Here is a 423-nt window from a genome sequence, read left to right as displayed (position 1 = left end):
ATATCGCGCTCGGCCGCGGCGGAGACGCCATCACGGACATCCTGGAAGAGGAACTCATTCCGCTTCCGGAGGGGGCGACGCTCGTCTCGCTCCCCGGAACGCGTCCCGTAGCGGCGCATGCGGAGACGGGCGAGATGACGCGCTTGGACGAAGGCGACGTCTTCGCCGTCGGCGCGCTGCTGCCGCAAGGTTACACTCGGCTGCTGCTGCCGGGCTACGTCAAGCGTCCGGGCGCGGAGCCGCTGCCGCTGTTCGGCTATTCGGCCGTCGTATGGAAGGACGGCGCGTTTTACGTCGCCGCGAGGCAGTCCGACGATCCGGAGAAATGGAACCCGGCGAATTGCGACGTGGATTTGCTCGAGACGGGCGTCAAGCGGCTGACCGAAGCATACCCGGAAAACCGGTTATATCAACACCTGTCGC

1 protein-coding gene is annotated in these 423 nt (G+C 65.7%); it reads left to right on the top strand.

The genetic code is table 11. The features are described from left to right. Window positions 1-423 (top strand): hypothetical protein (locus AC2JF9_RS09740; RefSeq protein WP_500727375.1); only part of this gene is annotated, 423 nt, incomplete at both ends.

Source organism: Lactobacillus sp. C449L (genome assembly GCF_059900815.1).
This window is presented reverse-complemented; position numbering and strand designations above follow the sequence as displayed.